The sequence below is a fragment of the Rhizobium sp. 05L429 genome (assembly GCF_056397645.1).
Genome location: NZ_JBFTNV010000008.1, coordinates 119,292 through 143,544 on the forward strand (window position 1 = coordinate 119,292; position 24,253 = coordinate 143,544).

Annotated in this window: 27 protein-coding genes; 13 read left to right on the top strand and 14 right to left on the bottom strand. The window is 60.2% G+C overall.

The window, feature by feature from the left end; genetic code table 11:
• The first annotated feature begins 231 nt into the window (after window positions 1-231).
• Window positions 232-474 carry a hypothetical protein gene (locus AC1DNW_RS10770; RefSeq protein WP_113298243.1) on the top strand — a complete coding sequence of 81 codons (243 nt, stop codon included), beginning with the start codon at window positions 232-234 and terminating at the stop codon, window positions 472-474.
• Between the two features lie 11 nt (window positions 475-485).
• On the opposite strand, the gene AC1DNW_RS10775 is transcribed toward AC1DNW_RS10770, so the two are convergent.
• Window positions 486-2,333 carry a hypothetical protein gene (locus AC1DNW_RS10775; protein WP_477852720.1) on the bottom strand — a complete coding sequence of 616 codons (1,848 nt, stop codon included), beginning with the start codon at window positions 2,331-2,333 and terminating at the stop codon, window positions 486-488.
• Between the two features lie 155 nt (window positions 2,334-2,488).
• Here AC1DNW_RS10775 and AC1DNW_RS10780 point away from each other — a divergent pair, with 155 nt between their 5' ends.
• Both AC1DNW_RS10780 and AC1DNW_RS10785 read left to right on the top strand, forming a co-directional pair.
• Complete coding sequence (locus tag AC1DNW_RS10780; protein WP_113307277.1) at window positions 2,489-3,484, top strand: glycosyltransferase; 996 nt, start codon at window positions 2,489-2,491, stop codon at window positions 3,482-3,484.
• Window positions 3,481-3,864, top strand: coding sequence for a GtrA family protein (locus tag AC1DNW_RS10785; RefSeq protein WP_113307276.1), 384 nt, complete (start codon window positions 3,481-3,483; stop codon window positions 3,862-3,864). Before AC1DNW_RS10780 ends, AC1DNW_RS10785 begins: the two co-directional genes overlap by 4 nt.
• A gap of 3 nt (window positions 3,865-3,867) precedes the next feature.
• On the opposite strand, the gene AC1DNW_RS10790 is transcribed toward AC1DNW_RS10785, so the two are convergent.
• Window positions 3,868-4,854, bottom strand: a complete 987-nt coding sequence (locus AC1DNW_RS10790) for a Gfo/Idh/MocA family protein (RefSeq protein ID WP_477852638.1) — start codon at window positions 4,852-4,854, stop codon at window positions 3,868-3,870.
• Between the two features lie 180 nt (window positions 4,855-5,034).
• Here AC1DNW_RS10790 and AC1DNW_RS10795 point away from each other — a divergent pair, with 180 nt between their 5' ends.
• On the top strand, window positions 5,035-5,982 hold the full coding sequence (locus AC1DNW_RS10795) for an aldo/keto reductase (RefSeq protein WP_113307274.1): 948 nt from the start codon (window positions 5,035-5,037) through the stop codon (window positions 5,980-5,982).
• A 14-nt stretch (window positions 5,983-5,996) separates the two neighbouring features.
• Window positions 5,997-6,440 carry a GNAT family N-acetyltransferase gene (locus AC1DNW_RS10800; RefSeq protein WP_113307273.1) on the top strand — a complete coding sequence of 148 codons (444 nt, stop codon included), beginning with the start codon at window positions 5,997-5,999 and terminating at the stop codon, window positions 6,438-6,440.
• Here the strand turns inward: AC1DNW_RS10800 and AC1DNW_RS10805 are convergent.
• Entirely contained in the window at window positions 6,430-7,047 is a 618-nt protein-coding gene (locus AC1DNW_RS10805) for a hypothetical protein (RefSeq protein WP_477852640.1), read from the bottom strand. The two genes, AC1DNW_RS10800 and AC1DNW_RS10805, sit on opposite strands and share 11 nt — an antisense overlap.
• A 144-nt stretch (window positions 7,048-7,191) precedes the next feature.
• Between AC1DNW_RS10805 and AC1DNW_RS10810 the strand changes: the two genes are divergently transcribed.
• Both AC1DNW_RS10810 and AC1DNW_RS10815 read left to right on the top strand, forming a co-directional pair.
• Window positions 7,192-7,692 (top strand): YciE/YciF ferroxidase family protein, encoded by a 501-nt coding sequence (locus AC1DNW_RS10810; protein ID WP_113307271.1) that lies wholly within the window; start codon window positions 7,192-7,194, stop codon window positions 7,690-7,692.
• Between the two features lie 120 nt (window positions 7,693-7,812).
• Window positions 7,813-8,172 carry a nuclear transport factor 2 family protein gene (locus tag AC1DNW_RS10815; RefSeq protein WP_113298234.1) on the top strand — a complete coding sequence of 120 codons (360 nt, stop codon included), beginning with the start codon at window positions 7,813-7,815 and terminating at the stop codon, window positions 8,170-8,172.
• A 219-nt stretch (window positions 8,173-8,391) separates the two neighbouring features.
• Here AC1DNW_RS10815 and pheT read toward each other — a convergent pair whose 3' ends face one another.
• The 5 genes from pheT to infC all read right to left on the bottom strand — a co-directional run bounded on the left by pheT (window position 8,392) and on the right by infC (window position 13,544).
• Complete coding sequence (gene pheT / locus AC1DNW_RS10820) at window positions 8,392-10,815, bottom strand: phenylalanine--tRNA ligase subunit beta (protein ID WP_477852642.1); 2,424 nt, start codon at window positions 10,813-10,815, stop codon at window positions 8,392-8,394.
• 15 nt (window positions 10,816-10,830) lie between these two features.
• Window positions 10,831-11,913, bottom strand: coding sequence for a phenylalanine--tRNA ligase subunit alpha (gene pheS / locus AC1DNW_RS10825; RefSeq protein ID WP_113307269.1), 1,083 nt, complete (start codon window positions 11,911-11,913; stop codon window positions 10,831-10,833).
• A gap of 148 nt (window positions 11,914-12,061) precedes the next feature.
• Window positions 12,062-12,466, bottom strand: a complete 405-nt coding sequence (rplT, locus tag AC1DNW_RS10830; RefSeq protein ID WP_113298232.1) for a 50S ribosomal protein L20 — start codon at window positions 12,464-12,466, stop codon at window positions 12,062-12,064.
• 39 nt (window positions 12,467-12,505) lie between these two features.
• Window positions 12,506-12,709, bottom strand: coding sequence for a 50S ribosomal protein L35 (gene rpmI / locus AC1DNW_RS10835; RefSeq protein ID WP_007813308.1), 204 nt, complete (start codon window positions 12,707-12,709; stop codon window positions 12,506-12,508).
• Window positions 12,710-13,007: 298 nt separating this feature from the next.
• Window positions 13,008-13,544, bottom strand: coding sequence for a translation initiation factor IF-3 (gene infC, locus AC1DNW_RS10840; protein WP_113298231.1), 537 nt, complete (start codon window positions 13,542-13,544; stop codon window positions 13,008-13,010).
• Window positions 13,545-13,725: 181 nt separating this feature from the next.
• On the opposite strand from infC, the gene AC1DNW_RS10845 reads away from it, so the two are divergent.
• Together AC1DNW_RS10845 and AC1DNW_RS10850 are read left to right on the top strand one after the other, a co-directional pair.
• On the top strand, window positions 13,726-14,523 hold the full coding sequence (locus AC1DNW_RS10845; RefSeq protein WP_477852644.1) for an alpha/beta hydrolase: 798 nt from the start codon (window positions 13,726-13,728) through the stop codon (window positions 14,521-14,523).
• 208 nt (window positions 14,524-14,731) lie between these two features.
• Window positions 14,732-15,331, top strand: a complete 600-nt coding sequence (locus AC1DNW_RS10850; RefSeq protein WP_113298229.1) for a transglutaminase-like cysteine peptidase — start codon at window positions 14,732-14,734, stop codon at window positions 15,329-15,331.
• Between the two features lie 102 nt (window positions 15,332-15,433).
• Here the strand turns inward: AC1DNW_RS10850 and mbfA are convergent, their stop codons facing one another.
• Entirely contained in the window at window positions 15,434-16,417 is a 984-nt protein-coding gene (mbfA, locus tag AC1DNW_RS10855) for an iron exporter MbfA (RefSeq protein WP_477852646.1), read from the bottom strand.
• Window positions 16,418-16,590: 173 nt separating this feature from the next.
• Between mbfA and AC1DNW_RS10860 the strand changes: the two genes are divergently transcribed.
• Window positions 16,591-17,058, top strand: a complete 468-nt coding sequence (locus tag AC1DNW_RS10860; protein WP_113298227.1) for a truncated hemoglobin — start codon at window positions 16,591-16,593, stop codon at window positions 17,056-17,058.
• 4 nt (window positions 17,059-17,062) lie between these two features.
• Here AC1DNW_RS10860 and AC1DNW_RS10865 read toward each other — a convergent pair whose 3' ends face one another.
• The 3 genes from AC1DNW_RS10865 to AC1DNW_RS10875 form a co-directional block, all read right to left on the bottom strand.
• Window positions 17,063-17,956, bottom strand: coding sequence for an EamA family transporter (locus AC1DNW_RS10865; RefSeq protein WP_113307267.1), 894 nt, complete (start codon window positions 17,954-17,956; stop codon window positions 17,063-17,065).
• Between the two features lie 93 nt (window positions 17,957-18,049).
• Window positions 18,050-18,601, bottom strand: a complete 552-nt coding sequence (gene recX, locus AC1DNW_RS10870) for a recombination regulator RecX (protein WP_113307266.1) — start codon at window positions 18,599-18,601, stop codon at window positions 18,050-18,052.
• A gap of 9 nt (window positions 18,602-18,610) precedes the next feature.
• Entirely contained in the window at window positions 18,611-19,636 is a 1,026-nt protein-coding gene (locus AC1DNW_RS10875; RefSeq protein WP_113307265.1) for a histone deacetylase family protein, read from the bottom strand.
• A gap of 152 nt (window positions 19,637-19,788) precedes the next feature.
• Between AC1DNW_RS10875 and AC1DNW_RS10880 the strand changes: the two genes are divergently transcribed.
• Window positions 19,789-20,415, top strand: coding sequence for an HAD-IA family hydrolase (locus AC1DNW_RS10880; protein ID WP_477852648.1), 627 nt, complete (start codon window positions 19,789-19,791; stop codon window positions 20,413-20,415).
• Here the strand turns inward: AC1DNW_RS10880 and AC1DNW_RS10885 are convergent.
• Window positions 20,397-20,915, bottom strand: coding sequence for a GNAT family N-acetyltransferase (locus tag AC1DNW_RS10885; RefSeq protein ID WP_477852650.1), 519 nt, complete (start codon window positions 20,913-20,915; stop codon window positions 20,397-20,399). The genes AC1DNW_RS10880 and AC1DNW_RS10885 overlap by 19 nt on opposite strands.
• Window positions 20,916-20,944: 29 nt before the next feature.
• Window positions 20,945-21,514: a helix-turn-helix domain-containing protein gene (locus tag AC1DNW_RS10890; protein ID WP_113307263.1), complete on the bottom strand. Its 570-nt coding sequence runs from the start codon at window positions 21,512-21,514 to the stop codon at window positions 20,945-20,947.
• A 130-nt stretch (window positions 21,515-21,644) separates the two neighbouring features.
• Here AC1DNW_RS10890 and tenA point away from each other — a divergent pair, with 130 nt between their 5' ends.
• Both tenA and lepA read left to right on the top strand, forming a co-directional pair.
• Entirely contained in the window at window positions 21,645-22,343 is a 699-nt protein-coding gene (tenA, locus tag AC1DNW_RS10895; RefSeq protein ID WP_113307262.1) for a thiaminase II, read from the top strand.
• Window positions 22,344-22,419: 76 nt separating this feature from the next.
• Window positions 22,420-24,252 (top strand): translation elongation factor 4, encoded by a 1,833-nt coding sequence (lepA, locus tag AC1DNW_RS10900; RefSeq protein WP_477852652.1) that lies wholly within the window; start codon window positions 22,420-22,422, stop codon window positions 24,250-24,252.
• The last annotated feature ends 1 nt before the right edge of the window (window position 24,253 follow it).

Here is a 24,253-nt window from a genome sequence, read left to right on the forward strand (position 1 = left end):
TCACTGGAGAGTTCCGTTTACGTAAGCGAGAAAGTAACGGAACTTTTCAGCCTGTAACAGAGTTGATTTGTATCGAAACATGTACCCGGCGCGAGCCGGAGGAAATGCCGTCAGGTGAACGCATCCGTAACCATGGCCGCAATTGAAGCTTCCATGGAGGGTGGCCAATAAACTTTTGTTAGCGGAGGGCCCCTAGGCTCCTCGCAAACGACCTGAAGAAGAGGTGACGACATGATCATCCTGACAGCAACCACACTGGGCCTCACCGTCGGCCTCATGCGCTCGGCCAGCGTCATTGCGCTGGTCGCCATGCTGATCGGCGCGACCTTTGCTCTCGCCGCAATCGCTTCCGGCGGCGCGGTGTCATTCCTGGCGCTTCTCTACACGATCATCGGCTATAATGCCGGTCTGCTGCTTTATCTCGGTGGTCTCTTCACCACCGATCGTCTGCGAGCCGTACTCGTCCATTCCTGAAAGATAGGACGTCAGTCCGGCGTCGGCCGGTAACGGAAGAACTGGACGCCGCTGTTGGCGGCTTTCGGAAGCGGGTCGAGGTAGGGCGGAATCATGCCCTTGCCGAGCTGCGCATAGAGCCCATCGGGCTTCAATCTGGCGATTTCACGGGTCTGCAGATCATCCGCGCAGAACGCAAGCATCGTGACACCCGCTCCTTTCAGAAATGCTCCCGCCTCCAGCGGCTCAGCCAGACCGATATGCATCTCGGTCAGCATGCCACCCTGGTTTCGATGGTAGGGCGCCGACAGGACACGGTTGACGGTGTAGCGCAGGATTGGCACGCCCATTTCCGATGGCGCCGAGATCAGACCAGCGGGCACGGCGGCAAGCGGAGCGAGCGCCTGTTTCGATGAGCAGGAGAGACGCTCTGCCTCCTCCCCATTCTTCGTCTTGTCGAGTTGCATTTCGACAAGCGCGCCGCCGACGGCCCATACCGCCGGTACGCTTGCCAGAACCGTCACGATATAGACGAGGGCAATCGCGGCATTCTCGCTATCGCCGTTCGACATGCGACGCACATCGATGATCAGCAGGGCAAGCGGCAGGATGGACAGAAGGTTTGCGAAGACGGCTCCCCGGACCTGGACCAGGGCGACAGCCCAGCTGACGCTCAAGAGCGCCAGAAGGACGAGATGGATCTGCACGCGATCGCCCCGCACGGAGCGAAAAATGCAGACGGCGATCGCTAGCAGGCCCGGCGCATAGAATGCGCCAATGGAAAAGGGATCCGTCCGGCTGAGCGCGAGAATGGATTGCGCTTCCGAAACATTGCGAAGCCAGAGCTCGACCAGCATAGGATCAAGATCGGCAAGCGGATTGCGTAGGCATTGCGGCGCAATGACCATTGCCGAGCCGAGAACAGCAGCGCCGACGGCCGCAAGTATGGCAAAGCGCAGGCCGCGGCCGAGACGGCTGGCAAAGACTGCGGAAGCGAGCAGCAGGCCACCGCCAATCGTCGCCAAGCTGTAGAAGCCGAGCGAAAGATTGTCGCACGTCACCGTCGAATATTGTTGTTGCGGCACCGTCGCAAAGAAGAGGATGCTGATCGCAACAGCGAGGCTGAGGCCGAAAGCCTTGGTGGCGGCAGCGAACGGCTCGCCTTCCCAGGCCCAGAGCAAAGCCACCACCAGGCAATAGGTGGCAACGAAGGGTGTGGTTTCCGCGCCGATCGCGATCGCCAATGCCGCTGACACACCAGCGACGGCGTAGTTCCACGCGCGCTGTCTTTCATCGAACAACATCGCCACCATGGTTGCGACAAGCGCGAGCTGGGCATTGTGATGATCGATGGCGCCGGGCGCGAAGCGATTGCCGGTATAGATTGCCATACCGGCAAAGCAGAAGGACAGGTGCATACCGGCAAGGCCGCCGACACGCCTGCCGGCAAGGCCCATGGCAAGCATGGCAGGAAAAACGAGCGACAGAGGCCAGACCACAAGGGCCGCGGCTTCTGCGGCATCATGGCCGAGGAAGAGGCCGAAAAAGCGGATCAGAGCAGCGATCGGCAGGTCGATCAGCCGCGACCAATGCATGAGCGTGCCCTCGCCGAGGCCGAGCCGATACTGCATCAGATCKAACCAGCCCTGCCCATTCAGGAAATCTCTGACCTCCACGAGGCGCATGCCATCGTCATTATCAGGGCCGACATAATCGACCGGGCCGCCGGCATATTTCATGACGGTGATAATGCCGATCAGGATCACCGTGTAGATGAGGGCGGAAGGCAGGAGATGAGTGAGCATCTGCCGGATTCTGCCGATGAATCCAGTCCTGGCTGATGCGGATTGCKCCTTGGCGATCGGCTGCACTGCGTTCATCATGATAGCCAGGTCGTTGCGTGATGGGCAAACCTTAGCCGTGGCTTATCAAGAAAGTGTAAACCACAGGACGTGACGGCTTCGGTTCCTATAGCGGCTTGTTAACGCTGCATGCAGTAAATTCGCCGCGGTTTCTTTGTAACGAGTGTAACCCCATGGCGCGATCGCTCAGCGAAAGTCCTGATATTGCCGTTCTGCTTCCCTGCTACAACGAAGCGGCGACGATCGGTGCTGTTGTCAGGGGGTTCCGGGCGGCCCTGCCCGATGCGCATATCCACGTCTACGACAACAATTCCACTGACGGCACAGCGCTGCATGCCATGCTTGCCGGCGCGCAGGTCGTGCGCGAGCGGCGCCAGGGCAAAGGCCATGTGGTGCGCCGCATGTTTGCCGATATCGATGCCGACATCTACATCATCGCCGACGGCGACGGGACCTACGCGCCTGAGGATGCCGAAGAGCTGGTACGGACGCTGCTGACGGAACGGGCCGACATGGTGGTCGGCACGCGGCGCGGTGTGCATGACGACGCCGGCCGGCAGGGGCATGCCTTTGGCAACCGGCTATTCAATATCCTCTACCGCGCAATCTTCGGACCTGACTTCACCGATATCTTCTCCGGCTACCGGGCCTTCTCACGCCGTTTCGTCAAGAGCTTTCCAGCGGTTTCCGGCGGCTTCGAGATCGAAACGGAAATGTCGGTGCATGCCTCGCGGCTGAAATTGCCTGTCAGTGAACTGGAATTGCATTATGGCAGGCGCCCGGAAGGCTCGCATTCGAAGCTCTCGACCTTCCGCGACGGCCGCAAGATCTTGTGGATGTTCGCCATGCTGATGAAGGAGACGCGGCCCTTTGCCTTCTTCGGCACGATCAGCGCGCTCTTCATGCTGGCAAGCCTCGGCTTCATGGGGCCGGTGCTGGCGGAATATTTCGAAACCGGCCTCGTCAGCCGCATGCCGACCTGGGTGCTCTCGACGGCGCTGGCGATGATCTCGATCATGCTGTTTACGGCCGGCGTCATTCTGGACTCCGTTGCGCGGGCGCGGGCCGAGCAGTTGCGTATCCATTATATGAGCCTCGCAGCGCCGGTCGCGGCAAAGGATAAAACCTTGCCCATAACACTTGATAGCAAGAAGGCTGACGCGGCATGAAGAAGCTCATTCGCTTCGCGGTCGCCGGTGGGCTGGGCTTCATCGTCGATGCGAGCGTGCTTGCGTTGCTTCTGCACCTGACGCCACTCGGTCCCTTCATCGCTCGGCTGATCGCCATTGTCCTGGCGATGGCAACGACCTGGGCCTTCAACCGGAGCTTCACTTTCGACCGATCCGGCCGGTCGCTGGCAGTAGAAGGTTTTCGCTACGGCTCGGTCGGCATAACCGCCGCCCTTGTCAATTACGGGCTCTATTCGGCACTGCTTCTGTCACTACCGGCGCTGCAGCCGCTTGTCGCGATGGTGCTCGCGACCGCGGCATCGATGTTTTTCAGCTTCTTCGGCTATTCCCGCTTCGTCTTCCGCGGCAATGCCGATTAGAGGTCAGACGGCTTCCCAGCCATCCTGCTCGCTGGCGCGATAGATGGCGTCGATGACCTTCTGATTGAGCTTCGAATCCTCCAGCGTGACGATGTCTTCCTTTTCGCCTGATGCARCACGGGCAAAGGCTTCCGCCTGGCATTTGTACTGGCGGCTGTCCTGGAAGCGGATGATCTGGGATTCGTTGTGGCCGCGATTGGTCACTTCGATCTCCTCCGGCCCCCAGCGATTGGCATTGAAGGGCGACTTGACCTCGATATAACCGTCGGTGCCATGGAAGACCATGATCTGGCGGCCGGCCATCTGGGTAGAGATGTAGAAGCTCAGCTCGAACTCGCCGAAATCCGCCTTCACGCTGGAATAGAAATCGGTGCCGAATTCCGCATCGCGTTCGGTGATCGCCTGGATCCAGGACGGTTCCTTGCCGGTGGAAAAGCGGGTGCTGATGACGGGATAGACACCGATATCAGGCAGGCCGCCACCACCGAGCTCGGGGATATTGCGCATATTGCCGGGGTCGCGGTTGTAATAGGTAAATGCACCCTGCACATGGCGAAGCTCGCCGATCGCGCCCTCCTGCAGCAGCGAGCGGACTTTGCGCCAGACCGGCGAATAGGTGACCATGAAGGCTTCGCTGATGATGACCTTGTTGCGGTCGCGGGCGGCGATCAGATCGTCGATCTCGGAGGCCTTCAGCGCGATCGGCTTTTCGCAGAGCACGTGCTTGCCGGCATCGGCAGCCTTGATCGACCACTCGACATGCTGGGCAGTCGGCAGCGGAATATAGACGGCATCGATGGTGTCGGACGCCAGCATCTCCTCGTAGGAGCCGAAGGCATGCGGCACGGAGAAGCGGTCTGCCATTTCGCGGGCACGCGCAAAATCGCGGCTGGCGATCGCGGTAATGACGCAGTTTTCCGCGTCCTGGATGGCGGGAACGACGTTGTCCCTGCCGATCTTAGCCGTTGAAATTATACCGAAACGCAGCATGAAAGGTCCTCCTGAAATCGTCTGGGCGCACCTTATGCAGCCCTGTCATGCGGCGCAATGGCGCGACGGCCGATCACGGAAGTTTGGTTTCCTTCGAGGGTACTCCGCGCTAGGTTACTTGCGAACGGCGTTCTGTCGTTTCCTCAGATTTCAATCACTTCAGCATTTTGGGAGAGCGTCATGGAAATGCGCCGGCTTGGAAAAACAGGCCTTTCAATTTCGCCGATCGTCTTCGGCGGCAATGTATTCGGCTGGACGGCCGATGAAAAAACGTCCTTCGACATTCTGGACGGCTTTTTTGACGCCGGCCTCAACACGATCGACACGGCCGACGTCTATTCGGCCTGGGTGCCGGGCAACAAGGGCGGTGATTCCGAAGAGATCATCGGCAAGTGGCTGAAGAAGGGAAAAGTCTCCCGCGACAAGGCCGTCATCATCACCAAGGTCGGCTCGGACATGGGTCAGGGCAAGACGCTGAAGGCCAGCTACATCCTGAAGGCAGTCGAGGATTCGCTGCGCCGGCTGCAGACCGACTATATCGATCTCTATCTGTCGCACTGGCCGGATGCCGATACGCCGCATGAGGAATCGCTTGGTGCCTATGCTAAACTCCTGGAACAGGGCAAGATCCGTTCCGTCGGCTGCTCGAATTATGATGCGAGCCTGCTGCAGGCCTCCTTCGACGCCGCCGACAAGGCAGGTCTGCCGCGCTATCAGGCGCTACAGCCGGAATATAACCTCTACGAGCGTGCGAGCTTCGAAGGTCCGCTTGCCGATCTCTGCGCCAAGGAAGATATCGGCGTCATTACCTATTTCAGCCTCGCGGCCGGCTTTCTCTCGGGAAAGTACCGCAGCAAGGCGGATACGGAGGGCAAGGCGCGGGAGGGCCGCGTTGCCCAGTATTTGAATGACAAGGGCATGCGCATCCTCACGGCACTCGACAAGGTCTCCGACGAGACKGGTGCAAAACCCGCGGAAATCTCGCTCGCCTGGCTGCTGCGCAAGAAGGGCGTGACGGCGCCGATTGCCAGTGCTACGAGCCTTTCCCAGCTTGAAAGCCTGGTGAAATCGGCAACGCTTGAGCTCTCCGACGAGACAATGGCGCTGCTCGACAAGGCCGGCGCCTGAAACGAGGTGATGCCATGAGCGTGACAATCCGCGATGCGAGGCCTGAGGACGAAGCACGCTGGCGTGCGCTCTGGGCGGACTATCTCGCCTTCTACGAGGTCACCGTCGATGCCGACATTACCGATTCCACCTGGCGCCGGGTCTTCGATCCGGCGTCGGCAATCTTCATGCGGGTGGCGGAACTCGACGGCGCGGTCGTCGGCTTTACGCTCTGCCTGACGCATGAGGGCACCTGGATCCGCGGCAAGGACTGCTATCTGGAAGACCTGTTCGTTTCCGAGGATGTGCGCGGCAAGGGTGTGGGCCGGGCGCTGATGGACGACCTCGTGGCACTCTGCAAAAAGAACGGCTGGTCGCGGCTCTACTGGCATACGAGCGAACAGAACAAAACGGCCCGCGCACTCTACGACACATACGTCAAAAGCGACGGCCACATCCGCTACCGCATCAATTTCTGAGTTGCGGAAAGCCTTCATACCATTCGGAATGATCGCCTTCCCAGTTGGTCATGCCCTCCTTGGTGAGGATGCCCCGCGGGCGTACATAACTCTGAATTATCCGCTTCGGCCGTTCATGCCATTGGATATTGAAGGCCCATAATTTGGGGAAGAAGCAGAGCGAGGCATAAGGCAGGTGGTMGTGGATCCACCAGGCGAGCCGCTGCCAGTCGCTTTCATCGCCATAGCGATCGACCATCCAGGGAATGGCGATGCAGACGGCAGCGCCCATGCAGCCGTCAAAGTCTCTGACATCCCATATGTGATGGGCAGCAGTGGCTGCGTTGGTCGAGCAATTCAGTCTGTTCTCGTTGCCGAAGCGGTTGACCGCGGGTGAACGGTAGCCGGAGCGGATATGCAGGCGTCCGAAGGTCGCTTCCAGCGGTTCCAGAAGTTGCGCGCAAAGGCGTCTGCCCACCTCGATCGCCAGATCGGGATCGTCGGGGATATTCGGGATACGGTAGAAATCGGCAATCTCGGAATGGAGAAAATCGCGAAAGAAGAAGTTCTTCGACAGGCGCACCCGGCCGAGATCCTCGAGCCCTTTCATCGATCCCGGTTTCTTCATGTGCGAGCCCCCCGATTGCTCCCGACATCATTGCCCGGAAAATGCAGCCGTTCCACCCGAAACGCKCCGGGAACAATTAGCGCCGTATTTGCTTCTAAGAGTGTCGCCGAAAAGGGCGCGAATCCCCAATGAAGGAACGGAACAATGGCCAAGGAAAAGACGCTGGAAGATCTATTTTACGACACGCTGAAGGACATCTATTTCGCCGAACGGCAGATATTGCGCGCCCTGCCGAAGATGGCGCGCGCTGCCCAGTCGACGGAATTGAAGGCGGGTTTCGAAAAGCATCGTGAGGAAACCGAAGGCCATGTCGAACGGTTGCAGCAGGTCTTCGAGCTGATCGGCAAGCGCGCCCAGGGCAAAACATGTGAGGCAATTCAGGGCATCATCGCCGAGGGCGAAGAAATCATGGAGGAGTTCAAGGGTACGCCTGCCATCGATGCCGGCCTGATCTCTTCGGCGCAGGCCGTCGAGCACTATGAAATCGCCCGCTACGGCACACTGAAGACCTGGGCGCAGACGCTCGGCTTCAAAGAGGCCGTCACGCTTCTCGACCAGACGCTGCAGGAAGAAGGCAAGACAGACAAGTTGCTGTCACAGCTTGCGACGACCGCCGCAAATCAGAAGGCTTCGCGCGCGGCCTGAGCTGGCGCCCGAATACCGACAGGCAGAGCTGCCCCGATCGGGCGGCTCGCTTTTCTTCGAGCTTGTCTTCGCGCATGGCCCCGCTATCATTTCATTGGAAACTTGAGGCGAGGTATCGATATGGCCGACAGGCAGGCAATCGAAGCAACGGTTCATCTCTATGTCGAGGGCATGGCCTTTGCCAATGAAGCGGCCCTGAAGAAAGCCTTTCACCCGAAAAGTTCGATCATCGGGCACTATCAGAATGCGGTGGAATGGCTCTCGCGCGACGAGTTCATCGCCGCAATCCTCGAGGAAGGGGCCGCACCACCCGGCACTCAGCCTTATATGGATATCGGCAGCATCGATATTTCCGGTGACGCAGCGACCGCGAAAGTGACCGACGAGTTCGCCGGCATGCGATTTACCGACTATCTTTCATTGTTGAGGATCGACGGTCGCTGGACGATCGTCAGCAAGCTTTATCACCTCCATCTATGAAAAGACTGCAGCTTTCGGTTCCCGGGTTGATGGTCGAGGTCCGCAACAGGCTGCAAGACTTCATCCGGCGCAATCGACTTTCGGAACGTTTCGTCTGCAGATTCACAAAGTCAGAGCATCGCGGGCCTGAATGGACACACGATGCTCTATCTCTCTGTTTTCACGCAATTGCGGACGCAAAACCGTTGCGCAGTTTTGCGAGAGCCTGCTTTAGCCGGTTCAGCTTCTCAGGGTACCGCCGGTGAACTTGGCGACGCTGGCGACGATCTTCTGCGTTAGCGCCTCGAAATCCTCGTCGGTCAGCGTGCGCTCGGCCGGCTGGATCTGAACCTCAATCGCCACAGACTTCTTGCCCTCGCCAACAGAGGCACCTTCGAAAATATCGAAGACGTTGACGCTGGTGATAAGCTTGCGGTCGACGCTGGTTGTCGCCTTGATGATAGCGCCAGCTTCCACCGACTTGTCGACGACGAAGGCGAAGTCGCGCTTGACTGCCTGGAAGGGCGAAAGGTCGAGCGCCGGCTTGGTGCGGGTCGCCTTCTTCTTGGGCTCGGCCATGGCATCTAGGTAAACCTCGAAACCGCAGAGAGCGCCCGAGACATCAAGCTTTTCAAGGGTGGTCGGGTGGAACTCGCCGAAGTAACCGAGGATCACCTTCGGGCCCATCTTGATCGTGCCGGAACGGCCCGGATGATACCATTCGGGACCGCCCTGTTCGATCTGGATATTGGCCGTCGGCAGGCCGCAGACTTCGATAACGGCCAGCGCATCGGCCTTGGCGTCGAAGACGTCGACCGGCTTGCCGCCGCCCTTCGTCGCATTCGACCACATGCGGCCGGCGCCAGAAAGCGAAGCCGTACCGCGGCGGATACCGCCGGCAACGCGACGCTGGCCTTCCGGAGTATCGTTTTCATAGGTGCCCGAGACCTCGAAGATTGCCACGTCGCCATAGCCCTTGTCGGCGTTGCGCTGGGCAGCGGTCAGCAGGCCCGGTAGCAGCGAGGGGCGCATGTCCGACATTTCTGCAGCGATCGGATTGGCGAGCTTGAGAGCCGGAGAACCGCCCCCGAAGAGCTTCGCCTGATCTTCCGGGATGAAGGACCAGGTGACGGCTTCCAGCATGCCGCGCGAGGCAAGGGCGCGCTTGGCGGCGCGGGTGCGGATCTGCAGCACCGTCAGGATTTTACCGTTGACGGCAGCATGGCTTTCGAGGGGCGCCGGTTTGATGTTGTCGACGCCGTGAATGCGCATGACCTCTTCAACGAGATCGGCCTTGCCGTCCACATCAGGACGCCAGGAGGGAACGGCGACGGAGACGCGTTCGCCGGAGCCGGAGACCTTGAAGCCGAGGCGGGTCAGGATCGTGTTGCTTTCTTCCGTCGAGACCTCGAGGYCGGTCAGGCGCTTGACCTCCGAATAGGGGAAATCGACGATCTTCGGCTCGTAACCCTTGTAGCCGACGATCTCGGCCTTTGCCGGGGTGCCGCCGCAAAGCTCCAGAACCAGCTCCGTCGTGCGCTCGAGACCGGGAACCATATATTCCGGATCGACGCCGCGTTCGAAGCGGTAGCGGGCATCGGTGATGATGCCAAGCGCACGGCCGGACTTGGCGATGTTCATCGGATCCCAGAGAGCGGATTCGATCAGCACATCGACGGTGTTTTCATCACAGCCGGAATGCTCGCCGCCCATGATGCCGCCGATCGATTCAACGCCGTTCTCATCGGCGATGACGACGTTGTTCGGGCCGAGCTTGTATTCGCGCTGGTCGAGCGCAAGTACGGTCTCACCTTCCTTGGCACGGCGAACCGTCAGGCTTCCCTTGACCTTGGCGGCGTCGAAGACGTGCATCGGCCGGCCCTGATCAAAGGTCATGTAGTTGGTGATATCGACGAGCGCATTGATCGGACGCAGACCGATGGCGAGAAGCCGCTGCTGCAGCCAGCGCGGGCTCGGGCCGTTCTTGACGCCGCGCACGAGCCTGAGGCCGAAGCCCGGGCAAAGCTTCGCATCGTCGAGATCGAGCGTCAGCTTGACCGGGGTTTCGCCTTCGGCGGCGAAGGATGGAGCAGGCCGCGTCTTCAGCGTGCCGAGGCCGGAGGCTGCGAGGTCACGGGCAATGCCATAGATCGAAGTGCAGTCCGGACGGTTCGGCGTCAGGTTGATCTCGATGACAGGATCGTCKAGATGGGCGTAGGTAGCATAGCTCGCGCCGACCGGCGCATCTTCCGGCAGGTCGATGATGCCGTCATGGCTGTCGGAGATCTGCAGTTCCTTTTCCGAGCACATCATGCCGCGGCTTTCGACACCGCGGATATTGCCGACCGACAGCGTTACATCGATGCCCGGAACGTAGGTGCCGGGTGCCGCGAAGGCGCCGATGAGGCCTGCACGCGCATTTGGCGCGCCGCAGACGACCTGCACCGGTGCACCCTGGCCGATATCGACCATCAGCACTTTCAGGCGGTCGGCCTGCGGATGCTTTTCAGCGGAGAGAACCTTGGCGATGACGAAGGGCTTGAAGGCTTCCTTGTCGTCGACATCCTCCACCTCCAGCCCGATCTGCGTCAGGCGGGTGCAGATTTCATCGAGCGTGGCATCTGTTTCCAGATGATCCTTAAGCCAGGAGAGCGTGAATTTCATATGTCCAATCCTCCCTTAAACGCTCAGGCCGCCGAACAGCGTCGGCATGTCGAGCGGGCGGAAGCCGTAGTGGTTTATCCAGCGGACGTCGGCGTTGAAGAAGTCGCGCAGGTCCGGCATGCCATATTTCAGCATGGCGATGCGATCGAGGCCCATGCCCCAGGCAAAGCCTTGATATTCGTCCGGATCGAGACCGCCGTAACGCAGCACGTTCGGATGGACCATGCCGCAGCCGAGGATTTCCATCCAGTCGGTGCCTTCGCCGAACTTGATGATCGGGCCGGAGCGGTCGCACTGGATATCGACCTCGAAGGAGGGCTCGGTGAAGGGGAAGAAGGACGGGCGAAAGCGCATCGTCACGCCGTCGACCTCGAAGAAGGTCTTGCAGAATTCCTCGAGCACCCAGCGGAGGTTGGCGACATTGGCCTTCTTGTCGATGACCAGGCCCTCGACCTGATGGAACATCGGCGAATGCGTGGCATCGCTATCCTGGCGGTAGGTCTTGCCGGGAATGATGATGCGGATCGGCGGCTTCTGCGCTTCCATGGTGCGCACCTGCACCGGCGAGGTATGCGTGCGCAGAACCTTGCGCTCGCCCTTCTCATCCGGATTGAAGAAGAAGGTGTCGTGCATCTCGCGGGCCGGATGGCCTTCGGGGAAGTTAAGCGCCGTGAAATTGTAATAGTCGGTCTCGATATCCGGCCCTTCGGCGATCGAGAAGCCCATATCGCCGAAGATCGCGGTGATCTCATCGACGATCTGGCTGATCGGATGGATACGGCCGCGCTCGGCAGGCGACGAGCGGACCGGCAGGCTGACATCGACCGTTTCAGCCGCCAGCCGGGCGCTGATCGCTGCCTCCTTCAGCACCGACTTGCGGTCGGTGAAGGCGTCGCTCACCTCGTTCTTCAGCGCGTTGATCGCTGCGCCGCGGGTCTGGCGTTCGTCTGGGGTCATMGCGCCCAGCGTCTTCAAGAGCTCGGAAATCGAGCCCTTCTTGCCAAGCGCCGAAACACGGACGGCTTCGAGCGCGGGCTCGTCATTGGCGGCGGCAATTTCGGCAAGCAGAGAGAATTTAAGCTGGTCGATATCTGACATTGTCTTCTTTCCGTCCAGATCAGGCGGCGTTCGAAAGGCGGGCGCGGCAAGGCCGCGCCAGCAGTACAAAGAAAGAAAAACCCGCGCTAGCCCAAACCAGCGCGGGTTTCCCAAAATTCAAAAAAGCGTCAAGCTTGGGAAGCGCTGGTTACCGAACCGCGCCTTCAAACTCGTTAGCCGTGCCGGATTCCTTGAGGTATTCAAGGGCCTTCTTGGCGGCAGCAACCAGGGCGCCGAATGCTTCCGGCTCATGGATTGCCATATCGGAGAGAACCTTACGGTCGACTTCGATGCCAGCCTTGTTCAGACCGTCGATGAAGCGGCCGTAGGTCAGGCCGAATTCGCGGACGGCAGCGTTGATGCGCTGGATCCAGAGGGCGCGGAAATTGCGCTTGTTAACCTTGCGGTCGCGATATGCGTACTGCTTGGAGCGATCGACTGCGGCCTTGGCGGTACGGATGGTGTTCTTGCGGCGGCCGTAGAAACCCTTGGCCTGCTTCAGAACCTTCTTGTGCTTGGCGTGGGCGGTGACGCCTCTTTTTACACGTGCCATTTCATGATCTCCTTAATCTAACGCGTTACCGGAATAGTCTCAGAGACCGTTCGGCAGATAGTTCTTCACAACCTTGCGGCCATCGGGTTCTGCCAGAACCATCGTGCCACGTGCGTCGCGAATGAACTTGTTCGAGCGCTTGATCATGCCATGGCGCTTGCCAGCGGCAGCCGCCTTGACCTTGCCGGTGGCGGTGATCTTGAACCGCTTCTTGGCAGAGGACTTCGTCTTCATCTTGGGCATTTTGCTACTCCGTTTCTGTCCTCCCTGCGCGCTTCATCAAAGAAACCCTTTTGCGCAAGCCGGTTTTCCGGTCTTCGCCCAAGGCGCRGGAGCGTTTGTTGTTGATCTGCGGGTCAGGCGACGAAACCTGTCCGCAAGCATTCGAAACTGCCACGGCATGCCCTGCCGGTCAGTTCGGACGCGCGCTTATAACCGCAGCGTCATGAAAGTGCAACGGGGCGGATGACGAATCTTGCCGCCCCAGGAAACACAAAAGCCGCCCTGTCGGACGGCTTTGAGCGAAAGAATGCGGCACCGGTCACTTCGGCGCCAGCACCATCATCATCTGGCGGCCTTCGAGCTTGGGCTCGGCTTCGACCTTGGCGATCTCAAGCGTGTCGGCCTTGACCTGCTGGAGAAGCTTCATGCCAAGTTCCTGGTGGGCCATTTCACGGCCGCGGAACTTCAGCGTCACCTTCACCTTGTCGCCTTCGTCAAAGAAGCGACCCATCGCCTTCATCTTCACCTCATAGTCATGGGTGTCGATGTTGGGACGCATCTTGATTTCTTTGACTTCGACAATCTTCTGCTTTTTGCGCGCCTCGGCGGCCTTCTTCTGGTTGGCATATTTCAGCTTGCCCAGATCAAGGATCTTGCACACAGGCGGTTCGGCATTGGGGGAAATTTCGACGAGGTCGAGGCCGGCTTCTTCCGCCATTTTCAAAGCCTGGTCAGTGGGCACGATGCCCATATTCTGGCCGTCAGCAGCAATCAGCTGAACTTTCGGAATGCGGATATCCCGGTTCGAGCGCGGTCCATCCTTTACGGGCGCGTCGGTTTTAAAGGGTCTGCGAATGGTCGTATTCTCCTCGCGTTGTTCGGAACGTTGCAGCTTCGTGTCCCAGTTCGAAAGGGGGGCACAAACGGGTCACGCCATCACTGCAACGGATTCAATAACACCCTATAGCGGAAAAATCACCTGCTGTCAGCCTGTCAAGAATCTGTTTTATAGGCGAAAACAATAGGAGTTCTGCCCGATGTCCGACCAGATGCCTGTTCTTGAGCCCAAGTTCCTTGATGTCGGCGAAGGCGAGGCCGCGCGGCAGATCGCCATGCTGGTACGCCCGGCGCAGGCCAACACCGATCTTCCCGCCCTCATTTGGCTATCCGGCTACCGATCCGACATGAGCGGCAGCAAGGCCGTCGAAATCGACCTGCTTGCCGCGGAACTGGGCGCGGCCTGCATCCGCCTCGACTATTCCGGCCACGGGCTTTCCGGCGGAGCCTTCACCGATGGCACGATCTCGCGCTGGCTGGAGGAAGCACTCGCGGTGATCCGTCACAGCGCGCCGGAACGAATGATCCTTGTCGGCTCTTCGATGGGGGGCTGGATTGCGCTGCGGGTCGCACAGGAGCTTGCCCGGCATGGCGGACCAAAGCTCGAAGGCATGGTGCTCATCGCACCGGCGCCGGACTTCACCTCCGATCTCATCGAACCGAACCTCAAGAAAAAGGAACGCGCCTCGCTGGAGGAGCGCGGCTATTTCGAGGAACGCTCGCAGTATAGCCCGGAGCCCAACATCTATACGCGCGCGCTGATCGAGGATGGCCGCCAGAACCGGGTGCTGACCGGCATCATCGAAACGGGCTGCCCGATCCATATCCTGCAGGGCATGAAAGATGCCGATGTTCCCTATCTGCATGCCATGAAGCTCGTGGAACATCTTCCGGCAGACGACGTAGTACTGACCTTCATTCGCGATGGCGATCAMCGGCTATCGCGTCCGCAGGACATCGAGCGGCTGCGCAGCGCCGTCAAAGGCCTGATCCGGTGAGCGCAAGCCAGTCCCTATCAAAGCATATGCAACTGGCCAAATAGAAGGCCATGGTTGAATAAGATCTGTTCAATCATCCGGAGGTTATGTTGCATTTTAACCATGTCTACGAGTTGTACGGCACTCCCAAGAAGTAACGATTGACTCCTTTCGGCCCTCTCCGTTAACTCTTTGTTAATAAATAAAGGGCGATGCAGGGAAGTAGGGCGTGCGGATCAAGGGTTTCCTCGTGGCCATGATGGCCGTGTTTGCAATGGCGCCGGCCGCTATTCCGGCTCCGAGCAAGAATGCATCCATGGTGACCGGTAATGCGACATCGCAGCCGGTTGGCCATTACGACTTCTGTCAGACGCACCGCAGCGAATGCGGTGCCAACCGCAATACCGGCCCGGTCGCCATGACGGGTGCCCGGTGGGCGACGGTCCGTTCGGTCAACGCGACGGTCAACCGCACCATCACGCCGATGACCGACAAGGAAATCTACGGCAAAGACGAGGTTTGGGCCTATCCGACCACGGCCGGCGACTGCGAGGATTTCGCACTTCTGAAGCGCCGTGTCCTCATCCAGCGCGGCTTCTCGCCTGCCGATCTGCTGATGACCGTGGTGCGCAAGCCCGATGGCGAAGGCCACGCTGTGCTGACGCTGCGCACTGCTGAAGGCGACTTCGTGCTCGACAACCTCGCCTCCGACGTCAAGCCGTGGTTTGCGACGCCCTATAGCTTCATCAAGCGCCAGTCGAGCTTCAACGCCGGCCGCTGGGTCACCATTGAGAACGGCCGCGACGTTCTGGTCGGCGCTCTCAAGTAAAGAGTTTCGAGGGGGACTGTGAAAGAGCCGGCGAAAGCCGGCTTTTTTTATTTTGGCGTGTGGACGTCTCTCCGCACTGGCTGGGGCTGTGCCAGACCGCAATTAGGCATTGCCGATCAGAATACCGGCTGCGAGCACGAGGCTGCCGCCGACGACCACCTGGAAGGCGGCGCGCAGGAACGGCGTCTCCATGTATTTGTTCTGGATGAAGGCGATCGCCCAAAKCTCGAAGAAGACGATGACGGCGGCGGTGATGGTCGCGGTCCAGAAATGCGGGATCAGGTAGGGCAGTGCGTGACCGAGACCGCCGAGCGCCGTCATGATACCGCAGGCAAGGCCACGCTTGATCGGCGAGCCGCGGCCGGAGATCTTGCCGTCGTCATGGGCGGCTTCGGTGAAGCCCATCGAGATGCCTGCACCGACCGAAGCCGACAGACCGACGAGGAAGGTCTGCCAGGTATCCTGCGTGGCGAAGGCGGCAGCGAAGATCGGCGCGAGCGTGGAAACCGAGCCATCCATGAGACCGGCGAGACCCGGCTGCACATAGGTCAGTACGAACCGGCGCCGCGCCGTCTCGTCCTCTTCCTTCTTCACATCGTCGGGCGTGTGCTTGTCGCCCAGCATGCGGGCAATTTCCTCATGCCCCTGTTCGGCAATCGCGAGATCGCCGAGAAGCTGACGCGTGGAGGCATCAGATGTCTGCTTGATCGCCTCGACATAGAAACGATAGGCCTGCTCCTCCATCGCCTCAGCTTCCTGCCTGATGGAGTCGAGTGAGAGATTGGCGCGAAGCCAGTCCGGCTTGCGTTCGTAAAAGCCCTGAACATGCTCGCGCCGGATCAGCGGGATACGCTCGCCGAAGCGCTGGCGGTAGATTTCGATCAGCGACTTGCGGTGCGTGTCCTCCACCTCAGCCATATCCTCGAACACCTTGGCTGACGCCGGAAACTCGGCACGCAGGTGCTCAGCATAAGCGAGATAGATGCGGGCATCGTCTTCCTCGGAGGCGATGGCGAGAGCCAGGATTTCCTGCTCGGAGAGAGAGCGGAAGGAACGTTTCGGTGATCTGAAAAACCGGGCCAACATAGATATTCTCCAATAGTTTAGAATTATTCTAAATTTAAAGAGTGATGTGGCGAGGGTCAAGATCCAAGCCCGGCAAGATTGGCGGATTGCCGCAATTCGTCCATCGCGGTTTGGCAATCCCGTGCGCGGGCCTATATGAGGGCTGCCAGCAGCAAGTGGCGCCGGGGTCTACGATGAATAATGAGATACAGGGACGGGCTGCGCATGTTGCCGCGATCCGCGAAAAGGCCGAGGCCGAGATGAAGGCGATCGGCGTCGACGAGGCCTTCATTGCGAAGCTTGTGGAAACCTTTTACGGGCGTGTGCTGCAGCATCCCAAGCTCGGACCGGTGTTCGACGCGCGGCTTTCCGGGCGTTGGCCCGAACATATGGACAGGATGAAAAGCTTCTGGTCGTCCGTCGCCTTTCGCAGCGGCGCCTATGGCGGCAAGCCGGTGCAGGCGCATCACGGCGTGGCGAACATGACGCCTGATCTTTTCCCGCAATGGCTTTCGCTGTTTTCCGAAACGCTCGAGGACGTGGCACCGACGCCAGAGGCCAAGGACTGGTTCATGGCGACGGCCGAACGGATCGCAAAAAGCCTGACGCTGTCGCTCTTCTACAATCCGGCGCTCGACGATCCCACGAAGAAAACAGGCTGAGGCTTCATTGCCTCGCGGAAAAGGTTGCACCGGCGCTTGCGGCAACGACCAAAGCTGTTCCGGCCATCTGCAGAAGCGTCATGGGCTGTGCCAGAATGATGAAGCCTGCGACTGCGGCAATGGCAGGCTCCAGGCTCATGAGGATGCCGAATGAAGCCGTCGGCATGCGCCGCAACGCAATCAGTTCCAGCGTGTAGGGCAGCAGAGGCACGAGAACGGCGAGACCCGCCATTTCGATCAGGCCGTAAGCATCGAGCTTCGGCACGGCGCCCGAAAAACCCAGGGGTGTCGCGACCACCGCGGCGACCATAAGCGACATGGAGAGCCCCTCCAGTCCCTTGAAGCTCGCGCCGATCTTCTTCGTGAGCACGATATAGATCGCCCAACCGGTTCCGGCGCCAAATGCAAAGAGAACACCGAGCGGATCTCCAACCCAGCCCTCACCATCATGGGCGAGTGCCAGAACACCGAACGCGGCGACGAGCGGCCAGATAAGACGCCGGCTGAGGCCGTAKCCAATGGTCGCGACCGACAGGGGGCCGAGAAAATCAATCGCCACAGCAAGACCGAGCGGAATACGCGCGATCGCTGAGAAGAAACTCGTGGTCATCAGCGCCGTCGTCGTGCCGAGAACCAGTGCACTTACCCATTGATCACGACTATAGCTGAAGATGCGCGGGCGAACGACGATGGCTAGAATGACGGACGCAAAGGCAAGGCGCAGCCATGTAGCACCCGCCGGTCCATAAGTGGCGATGGCGGAGGAGGAAAGTGCCGCGCCGAACTGGATGGAGGACATGGACATGAGGCACATCAGCCCACCAGCCGCTACGCCGCCGAATGCTGGTGATGTCTCCGCGGTCAAGGCGCCGGCTTCAGCGTTCGTTCTCTCTTCCATTGATGTCTCCGATTGCGCGCTCTTCATACGAAGGCAGTTTGCCGGCGACAAATTCAAACTTCTGATCGTGTCAGCAAAAGGCTTGATGCGATATCAGAGGCGACCAGCGAGGATCACCTCTTCGGCATCCTCGAAGCTCATCCCGAAGACCTTCCTGCCGATCTCGAAACTGAAGCCGTTGCGGGCGAAGGCGGAGAGTTCCTTTGCTTTCCGCTTGTCGTCGAGTTCGACGCGACGGAAGGGACCGAAGGCGCGCTTGCGGGCGAAGATCGCTGCGGCATAGAGATCGTCAGCCTCTTCAAGCGCGGCCTCAACCCTGTCGCTGGAGACGCCCTTGACCGCAAGCTTCCGGGCGATGGCACGCTTCGATTTGCCGCTGCGCACGGCGGAACGGGTGCTGATTTCGGCATAGGCGGTATCGTCTAGAACCTTGTTGTCATAAGCGAATTTGACGGCGAAATCGGCAACCGCCTTGAGCTGTGCCCCGCTGATACCCTCGAATTTCTCCTTCGCCTTGCGGGCGATGGCATCAAAGAGTTGCTTTTCCGTCATCATGCGCCGTTCGAGGCGATAGATCGTCGAGTTGCGCGCCCAACTCAGCATGCGGGGCGTCGGGATATCTGATGAAATGGTCTCCTCGGTCATCGGCAGTGATCAGGCTTCCAGGCCTTTGAGCACATTGGCGACGTTAAGGCCGATTTCCGGCACGCCGTAGCCGCCCTCCATGCAAGTGACGACCGGCAGGCCGGCAGCGGAGATCATCTCGCCCATACGGATGAAGTCCTCCGATTTCAGCTTGAAGAAGGAGATCGGATCGCGCTCGAACGTATCGACGCCGAGGGCCACGACGATCGCTTCCGCGCCGAAGGTCTTGATGCGGGAGAGCGCATCCGACAGGGCCGATGCCCAGACATCGAAGTTCGTACCGCGTGCCATCGGATAATTGCGATTGGCGCCCTCGCCCTCCCCTTCGCCCACTTCATCGGCATGGCCGAGGAAATAGGGAAAGGCGTGGATGGGATCGCCATGCAACGAGGCGGTAAAGACATCGCTGCGGCGATAGAAGAGATCCTGCGTGCCGTTGCCATGGTGGAAATCGACATCGAGCACGGCGACCTTCCTGGCGCCATGATCGAGCAGGCGTTGCGCCGCGACGCCGGAATTATTGATGAAGCAGTAGCCACCGAAGAGGTCGATGCCGGCGTGATGGCCGGGCGGGCGGCAGAGTGCGAAGGCGAAGCGGTTGCCGGCATTCAGCCAATCCGCGGCTGTCATCGCGCAGCGCATCGAGGCAAGTGCTGCCTCGTAAGACCCCTTGGTGATGGAAGTATCGGCGGCATTCGCATAATGGCCGATCGCACCGACGATGTTCTCGGGCACGCGCTGGCTGGTGCGGCGGACGGGAAAGGAATTGGCAATCGCCTCACCCTTATAGCCTGCCGCCACCCAACGATCCCAGACCGTCGCCAGAAATTCCAGATAGGCGGGATCATGCACCTTGCGGGCCGTTTCAAGGCCGTGGGCCTCCGGCGCCACGACCTCGGAAAAGCCTGCTTCTCTGACCGCAGACAGAATCCATTCCGCCCGGAACGGCGCCTCGAAGGGCGTCACAAGCTGGCCATCATGCAGCTCCGTCTTCGCATCACGCAGCTTGTGGTCTTCGGAATAGATGACGCGCACCGAGGTCTCCGCAAATCAGTCTGTCAAACTCAAGCCTTACACAGGCTGGTCCGAAGAAAAAAGCGTTGAACACGCCTTGATCGCTGCCGCGGACGACGCCACGTTCAAGCCGATTTCAGAATGCGTTCCTTTTTCTCAAGAGATTAAGCCCCATGAAAATCCTGATGGTCGATGTCGATGGCGTGCTGGTTCACGGGCGGCCGGCGGACGGTCTGCCGCTATTTACCTACCTTGAGCGCGACCTAGGCCTGTCGGCACCGTTGCTTCAACAGGAGTTTTTCAAACCCTATTGGGTGGGCATTATCACCGGCCAGGAGCCGATAGAGCCCCGCCTGACGGAGGTTCTCGGCCGCATCGCCCCGCACCTTACCGCCGAGAAACTGCTCGACTACTGGTTTGAAAATGATTCCCGCCTGGACCGGCAGTTGCTTGCCGACCTCGCCCGCCTGAAGGACGAAGGCACGCTTCTCTATCTTGCTACCAATCAAGAGCATAGACGGKCGGCCTATTTGCGCGACGTGCTCGAACTCGGCGCGCTTTTCGACGGCATTTTCTATTCCGCAGCACTTGGCGCTCGCAAGCCAGCCACCGACTTCTTCCGCCTTGCAACAGAAGGCGTCGGTGTCGCGCCTGAAGACATCGGCTTTATCGACGATCTCGAGGAGAATATCGCTGCTGCCACGCAGTTTGGCTGGAAGGCATTGCACTGGACGCCGGCTTCGGCGCTTTCAGACGCCATCGCTGCCTTTACGCAGAATGCTCAGGCGACCCGCTTGTAGAAAAGCGTCGTGGCGCAAAGCCCGCCTTCCGGCCACAACGCGTAGTCGGGGATGACACCAACGCGCTCCCAGCCGAGGCGCGGGTAGATGGCTTCGGCGTCGCTGCCGGTTGCCGTGTCGAGGACGAGGATCGTCTTGCCGCGGCGGGCCGCTTCCTGTTCAGCCATGTCCATCAGCAGGCGCGCCAAGCCATGGCCGCGAGCGGAGCGATGAACAAGCAGCTTTTTCAGATCGCCGCGATGCGGCTGATTCGGCATCTGGGCAGCGCCGACCTGCACCGTGCCGACAACCTTGCCATCCACGTCGGCGACAAAGAGCAGAGTGGCACCATCGGCCACGGCTTCGGCGACACCACGCCAATAGGGTTCGGCATCCGCAGGCGTGTAGGGCTGCATGAAGCCGACCGAGGCGCCACCGTTGACGCAATCGGCGAGCACTTCGCAAAGGTCGGGAATGGCCGCGTGGGCCTCGGCGGCGGCGAGAAGGCGAATGGTCGGCATGATGGTCCCCTGGTAAATGAGCGCGTGAATTAGCGGGCGCCGCGATCCAGCACGACGCAATAGCGTGCCGGCGCGTGACCCGGATTGTGAAAGACATGGCCGTCACCGACCGGCATGAAGAGACAGTCGCCGGGCTTGAGGCGATGAACGGTGTCGCCGACCGTCATTTCCAGCTCGCCATCAAAGAGCCAGACGTGCTGAGTCATGCCGCGGCTCGCCGCGTGCGGCGGGAAGCTGACCCGTGCACCCGCCGGAAATTCAACATCGACGATATCGATATCCGAGGACGTGCCCGGTGGCGAAACGGCACGGCGCATATATCCGGTTTCGGGATCGCGCCAGACCAGTTGCTCCTGCCGGCGCGAAAGCGGCGACGCCTGCTCTCCCTCCTCGGCGAAGAAGGCAGACAGGGACAGGCCGAGTGCGGCGCAGACCCGGGCGAGCAGCGAAGCCGTCGGGCTCGCCTCCGCACGCTCGATGCGGGAGATCATCGCACGGCTGACGCCGGAAGCGGTGGCGAGGTCATCCAGCGTCAGCCCCTTCTCCATCCGCAGTGTGCGGATACGGATGCCGATCGCCTGTTCCAGTTCCTGTTCCATTTCTACGGTCCGAAATTCTACTATAAGAGAAATACAGGATCCGATGATGGAATCAAGTGCTCGTGTGCGGCCTTGCTTTCACCGTAACGCCGTCGATATATGGCAGCGGCATTCAAGAGCGGAGACCAGCATGGACGGCATCACGCAAGGCACTGAGACCGGGGAAAGCTTCACGGCTGCCGCCTGGGACCGGATCAAGCCAATCATGGCCGAGATCGAGAGATTGCCGCTGCTGCAACGTCTTTCCGACGGCACACTGCCGCCGGAGGTTTTCCGCCACTATATCCTGCAGGACGCGATCTACCTAAAGCACTATGCCCGGTGCCTTGCGATCGTCGCCGCCAAGGCGCCCGATAATGCACAGGTGCTGCGCTTCCTCGGTTCGGCGCAGAAGGCGATCACCGTCGAGCAGGGACTGCATGCCGGTTTTCTCAGCCAATTCGGTATTTCCAGCGCCGACGTGACGGCGGCCGAGCCCTCGCCTGCCTGCTTCGCCTATACGAATTTCCTGCTGGCGACGGCCTACCACAGTTCCTATGCGGTGGCGCTTTCGGCGATCCTGCCCTGCTTCTGGATCTACTGGCATGTCGGCGAAGACATCAAGAGCAAGCCGGCGATCGAAGGGAATGTCTTCCAGGCATGGATCAACACCTACGGCGATCCGCAGTTCGCAGCCGGAGCCCGCGAAGTCATCGCTTTGACTGATATCGCCGCCCGTGCTGCCTCGCTGGCAGAGCGCCAGCAGATGATGGACGCCTTCGTGCGCGCCTCGCAATATGAATGGATGTTCTGGGATTCGGCCTGGCGGCTGGAGACGTGGCCGGTCTGAACCAAGTTCCACAGGCTGCAAAATAGGGTAAACTGCAGGATAATTACCGCTTTGCGGGCGATGTGCGCGCTGCTATATGGCGCGCATGAGCACCAATCCGACGACTCCGCTATCCCATATCCGCAACTTCTCGATCGTGGCCCAYATCGACCACGGCAARTCGACGCTGGCCGACCGCCTGATCCAGACGACAGGTGGCCTCGCCGAGCGCGAAATGTCCGAGCAGGTGCTCGACAATATGGATATCGAGCGCGAGCGCGGCATCACCATCAAGGCCCAGACCGTGCGCCTGCACTATCAAGCGAACAACGGCGAGAAATACATTCTCAACCTCATCGACACGCCCGGCCACGTCGACTTCGCCTATGAAGTCTCCCGTTCGCTGTCGGCCTGCGAGGGTTCGCTGCTTGTCGTCGACGCCTCGCAGGGCGTCGAGGCGCAGACGCTCGCCAACGTCTACCAGGCGATCGACAACAACCATGAGATCGTCACCGTCCTCAACAAGATCGACCTGCCGGCCGCCGAACCCGACCGCATCAAGGAACAGATCGAGGAAGTGATCGGCATCGACGCCTCGGAGGCCGTGCTGATTTCGGCAAAGACCGGTCTCGGCATTCCCGACGTGCTCGAAGCAATCGTGCATAAGCTGCCGGCGCCGAAAAGCCCCGGCGGCGAGAAGGCGCCACTGAAGGCGTTGCTCGTTGACAGCTGGTACGACACCTATCTCGGCGTCATGGTTCTGGTGCGCGTCATCGACGGCGTGCTGACCAAGGGTCAGACGGTGCGGATGATGGGCACGGATGCGAAATACCAGGTGGAGCGCGTCGGCGTGCTCACACCGAAGATGGTCAATGTCGACAGCCTTGGCCCCGGTGAGATCGGCTTCATTACCGCTTCGATCAAGGAAGTGGCCGATACCCGCGTCGGCGATACAATCACCGAGGACAAGCGGCCAACGGCCGAAGCGCTGCCGGGCTTCAAGCCGGCGCAGCCAGTGGTGTTCTGCGGTCTCTTCCCGGTCGATGCGGCCGATTTCGAGGATCTGCGCGCCGCCATGGGCAAGCTTCGCCTCAACGACGCGTCCTTCTCCTTCGAAATGGAATCGTCGGCTGCTCTCGGCTTCGGTTTCCGCTGCGGCTTCCTTGGCCTTCTGCATCTCGAAATCATCCAGGAACGGCTGGAACGCGAGTTCGACCTCGACCTCATCGCAACCGCACCATCCGTCGTCTACAAGATGTACATGACAGACGGCACGGAGCGCGAGATGCACAACCCCGCCGACATGCCCGATGTCGTCAAGATCTCGGAAATCCACGAGCCGTGGATCCGCGCGACGATCCTGACGCCGGACGATTACCTCGGCGGCATCCTGAAGCTTTGCCAGGACCGGCGCGGCATCCAGGTCGAACTCACCTATGTYGGCACGCGCGCGATGCTGACCTACGACCTGCCGCTCAATGAAGTCGTCTTCGACTTTTACGACCGGCTGAAGTCGATCTCCAAGGGTTATGCCTCCTTCGACTACACACTCACCGAACACCGCGAGGGCAACCTCGTGAAGATGTCGATCCTCGTCAACGGCGAGCCGGTCGACGCGCTGTCGATGATGGTGCACCGGACAGCCGCCGAAAAACGCGGCCGCGACATGTGCGAGAAGCTCAAGGAGCTGATCCYGAAGCACATGTTCAAGATTCCGATCCAGGCCGCGATCGGCGGCAACGTGATTGCCCGCGAGACGATCTCGGCCCTGCGCAAGGACGTGACCGCGAAATGCTACGGTGGCGACGCCACCYGCAAGCGCAAGCTGCTCGACAAGCAGAAGGCCGGCAAGAAGCGCATGCGCCAGTTCGGCAAGGTGGAGATTCCGCAGGAAGCGTTTATTGCAGCGCTGAAGATGGGCGACGAGTAAG